We start from the raw sequence: 3823 nt of genomic DNA, 5'->3' as shown, positions 1-3823 counted from the left end.
AACAGGTTCTCAGCGGGCAGCCGGGCCTTACAGGGTTCATGCCGCTTCTCGATGTCGAGGACCCGGCGGCTTATGTTCCGCCGCAGCCGGCGGCGGCCGGCACCCCCTCTGCGCAGCAACAGGCTGCGCCGCCCGTCGATGGCGCCCGGCAGGCGGCTGATGGAAAATGGTATGTCCCGGACCCGTCGCGCCCCGGCAAATATCTCATGGTGCAGTGATGGCGAACCTTGTCCCCGTCGATTATGACCCGTTCGCATCTGGCGCGCAGCCGGCGGCGCCTGCCCCCAAACTGGTTCCGGTGGATCATGACCCCTTTGCCGAGGCAGTATCGCCGGCAGGCGACATCGCGCAGTCTTTCGGCTCGGGTCTTGCGCGGGGCGCCGCCGAAACGGTGATGGCACCGGCGACCGGGGCTCAGATGCTTAAGGACGGGGTCTATGGCGTCACCGATTGGGTTGAGAACAAACTGCGCGGCATGCTCGGTGCCGAGCCGCTGTCTGAAGCCGATATTGCCCGGAGGAATGCCCTGCGCGATGAGATCGATGCGCGGACGGACCCTATCGGCCGCGTGGTCTCATCTGCACAGGAGGCCGTTCGCGGCTGGATGACGCGGAACCTGCACGCGCCACAGACAACGGCCGGCGAATATGCGCGCACGATTGGCGAGTTTGCCCCGGCGGCTCTGTCTCCCGGCAGCCTTGTCCGCCGCGCCGCAACCGTCATGGTCCCGGCTGTCGCATCCGAGACCGCCGGCCAGATGACGAAGGGAACACCGTTTGAGACGGCTGCGCGTGTGGGCGGTGCTGTTGTCGGCGGGATCGGAACGGCCCTTGCCGGCGCCCGTTCCGCCCCGCAGCAGATCGTGAGGAAGGGCGCCTCTGGTCTGGACTCAGCCACGGTGCAGGCCGATTGGACGGCTGCCAAGAGCCTGATGGCGGATGCTGAACAGCGGGGCCTGTCGCTGACGCCAGTCGAGGCACTCAATCAGGTCTCTGGCGGCCGATACAGGAACCTCGCCAAGGCGCAGCGCGTTGCCGAGAGCACGGGCGGCGGGGCGCAGGTCATGGATGATTTCATGGCGGCCCGACCCGCACAGGTCGAAGCCAGCGGACGAGCCGCGATTGATGCTCTCGCCCCCAGGACGATGGACCCTGTCCAGACAGGGACGCGGGCGCAGGCCGCAGCCGAAGGGGCTATTCAGGATCTTCGCGGCGATATCAACGCAGGAACAAGGGCAGCCTACCGCGCGGCGGAAGCCGATCCCATCCCAGCAGTGGACTTCGACCGCATCGCCGCCAATCCCGGCTATCAGGAGACCCTGAGGCAGATCAGATCACACCCGGTTCTCGGCCCGGCTTTCCAGCACCTACCGGATAATTCTGTGGGGATGATCGATGCCGTAACGAAGGAGATGAAGACGAAGGGCGCCGCTGCCGCCAACAGCGCGAATGCCGGCCATAGTGGGCTTCTCAGCAGCCTTTATAGCGAGGGTGCGCAGGATGCCCGGTCTTCCGCCTCGCGCACATCCGCCCCTTATGCGCAAGCGCTCGCAGAACAGGCCGCGCGGCGACAGGGAGAACTTGCACCTCTCGAAGCGGGCCCGGTCGGCCAGATAGCCGGAACAGCCGATGTTACGGCGCAGCGTGGCGCGCTCTTCCCCCGCAACCCGGAGGCCGGATCATCTCCGGTTGTCGGTTCTGCCGTGAAGCAGCTGGCGGCCAGAGACCCGGATGCCGCCCTCGGGCTGGTTCGCCAGCACGCTGAGACGGTCTTCAACGATGCCACGAAATCGCTTCAGAGCGGCCCGAACCAGTTCGGCGGCGCCAAGTTCTCGGCCACACTCCGGGCAAATCCGGAAGCCCGTGACAGTTTGAGGGCGGCAGTCGAGGCCCTGCCGGACGGGAAGTCTCGCTGGGATGGCTTCAACCGGTATCTGGACATCCTTGAGGCAACCGGGAAGCGGCTTCAGCGCGGATCGGAAACCGCATTCAATGGGGAGGACATTGCAGGGATGAAGGGAGGCGGGACCATCGGGCGGGCCGTATCGTCCGCCGGAACACAAATCCCGCGCATCCTCTCTGAGGCATATGACCGGTATCGCTTCGGCCGAAACACCTCAGAGCTTGCGAATATCCTGACTTCCAGAGGCGCGCTTCCGCTCTTCGAGAACCTCCTCAAATCGGCCCCAAATGCTGTGCGGAGCCGGCAGATCGCGGCGCTCCTTGCGACCATCGGGCTTGAGTCCAGAATGGCGGGAACGCAGCCAGTCACAGAACCGGCAAAAATGCATCCATAGCGTCATGCCGAAGAAAAGTATCATGGCCGAAATGACAAAAGACACGTTCGCGGTATCGCTATTCGGCGGCTTACCGTCAGCGATAAACTGAACGTTTATCCAGAACCCAAGGCCAATAAACGCAAACGTCTGACCTATTTTCCATAGGGCGTCTCGCACGGCGACCTCCATCTCAACAGCCATCACGCTACCGATTGGCAAATGGGACGGACAGTCCCGTCAGTGACTTTTTCAAGGCCGTCCTTCGGGGCGGCCTTTTTATTTTGAGGGCCGCCATGGCAACCGTCTATTACGAATTCTGGACCGTCGAGCCGAAGTACGCAGGGGGGCACGCCGGCACGGGCGGCTCGCAGACGCTGGGCGAGTGCTGCGCCAGCGGAATGCTTGCGGTGAGCACCTCGGCGGCATCATCCGTCGCTGTCCCGGCCAATCTCGGCGCCTGCGTATGCCGGCTGGCTGGCGATGTTCCGTTCCAGTTTGCGAAAGGGGCGTCGCCATCTCCTGCGGCGGCGAACACGGCACGCACGGCGGCCTCGTCTGCCGTTGGGTTTTCGCACGATGGCCGCGAGCGCGAGTTCTGGGTGACGCCCGGCCAGACCGTTGCCGTTATCGCTCTGGGGTCGTGACATGGCGAGCTATGCCTATTTCCCCCAATCAGGGCTTCCGGTGTTCGATGCCTACGCGCGGCCGGCGCCCGGCGCCCGGCTCTATTTCTACGTTGGCGACACGACTACGCCGCTTCTCGTCTATCAGGATCCAGACCTGACAACGGCCCACACATGGCCGGTGGAGTGCGATGCCGGCGGTATCATCCCGAGCATCTACCTGTCGCTTTCCGGCTCCTACAATGTCGTGATCCGGGACGCCTCCGACGCCCTGATCCGCGCTATCCCGCGCCTTGGCGCCGAGCAGGCGGGCGAATCCTCCATCCAGTCCGGCAAGCGGAACTATGCCGTCACGACTGGCACCGGCGGCGCCTATGTCGGGGCGTTCCAGCCGGCCTTCATCGGCGTGGACGACGGTACGGTTGTGCGGGTCATGGCCCACGTTGCCTGTGCGGCGGGCGCCACACTCGATGTGGGCGACGGGCCGCGGCCGATCCGCCACCCGGCGGGCGGTGCGGTTGCGGCTGGCGACATCGCCGCCGGGGCGGTGGCGGAACTGGTGCGTGCGGCTGACGCGTGGGTCCTGATCGGCGGCGGCTGGCGGCCCTTGCGCGTCGTCATGCTGACATACAGCCAGACCTACACCGCCCCGGCGGCCGTCCGGTCGGTAATCGTGACGTGCGTGGGCGGCGGCGGTGCCGGCGGCGGCGTGCCCGCGACATCGGCGGGACAGAGCGCTGCCGGCGCCGGCGGCTCTGGCGGTCAGATCGCCATCGGACAGCTGACCGCCGGGTTCAGCGGCGGCGTCGCGGTGACTGTGGGCGCTGGCGGCACTGCAAACATCGGCACCAACGGCGGCAACGGCTCCGCATCGTCCTTCGGCGCGCTGGTCATGGCGCGCGGCGGCGTGGGCGGCGAGTAC

At 66.0% G+C, this 3823-nt stretch carries 3 protein-coding genes and 1 pseudogene; all 4 read left to right on the top strand.

The features are described 5' to 3' along the window. A partial coding sequence (locus V7067_RS16260) for a hypothetical protein (RefSeq protein ID WP_334176943.1) occupies positions 1-218 on the top strand: 218 nt, incomplete at its 5' end. After that, positions 218-2296: a hypothetical protein gene (locus V7067_RS16255; RefSeq protein WP_334176942.1), complete on the top strand. Its 2079-nt coding sequence runs from the start codon at positions 218-220 to the stop codon at positions 2294-2296. The genes V7067_RS16260 and V7067_RS16255, both read left to right, overlap by 1 nt. Before the next feature lie 275 nt (positions 2297-2571). Continuing rightward, on the top strand, positions 2572-2922 hold the full coding sequence (locus V7067_RS16250) for a hypothetical protein (protein ID WP_334176941.1): 351 nt from the start codon (positions 2572-2574) through the stop codon (positions 2920-2922). A 1-nt stretch (position 2923) separates the two neighbouring features. After that, positions 2924-3823 (top strand): annotated as a pseudogene (locus V7067_RS16245) (hypothetical protein); the annotation flags it as partial.

Origin of the sequence: Pseudoxanthobacter sp. (assembly GCF_036822375.1) — a bacterium.
Classification (GTDB): Bacteria; Pseudomonadota; Alphaproteobacteria; order Rhizobiales; family Segnochrobactraceae; genus Pseudoxanthobacter.
Note: the sequence above shows the minus strand (reverse complement) of the source record. Positions and strands in the feature narration are given on the sequence as shown.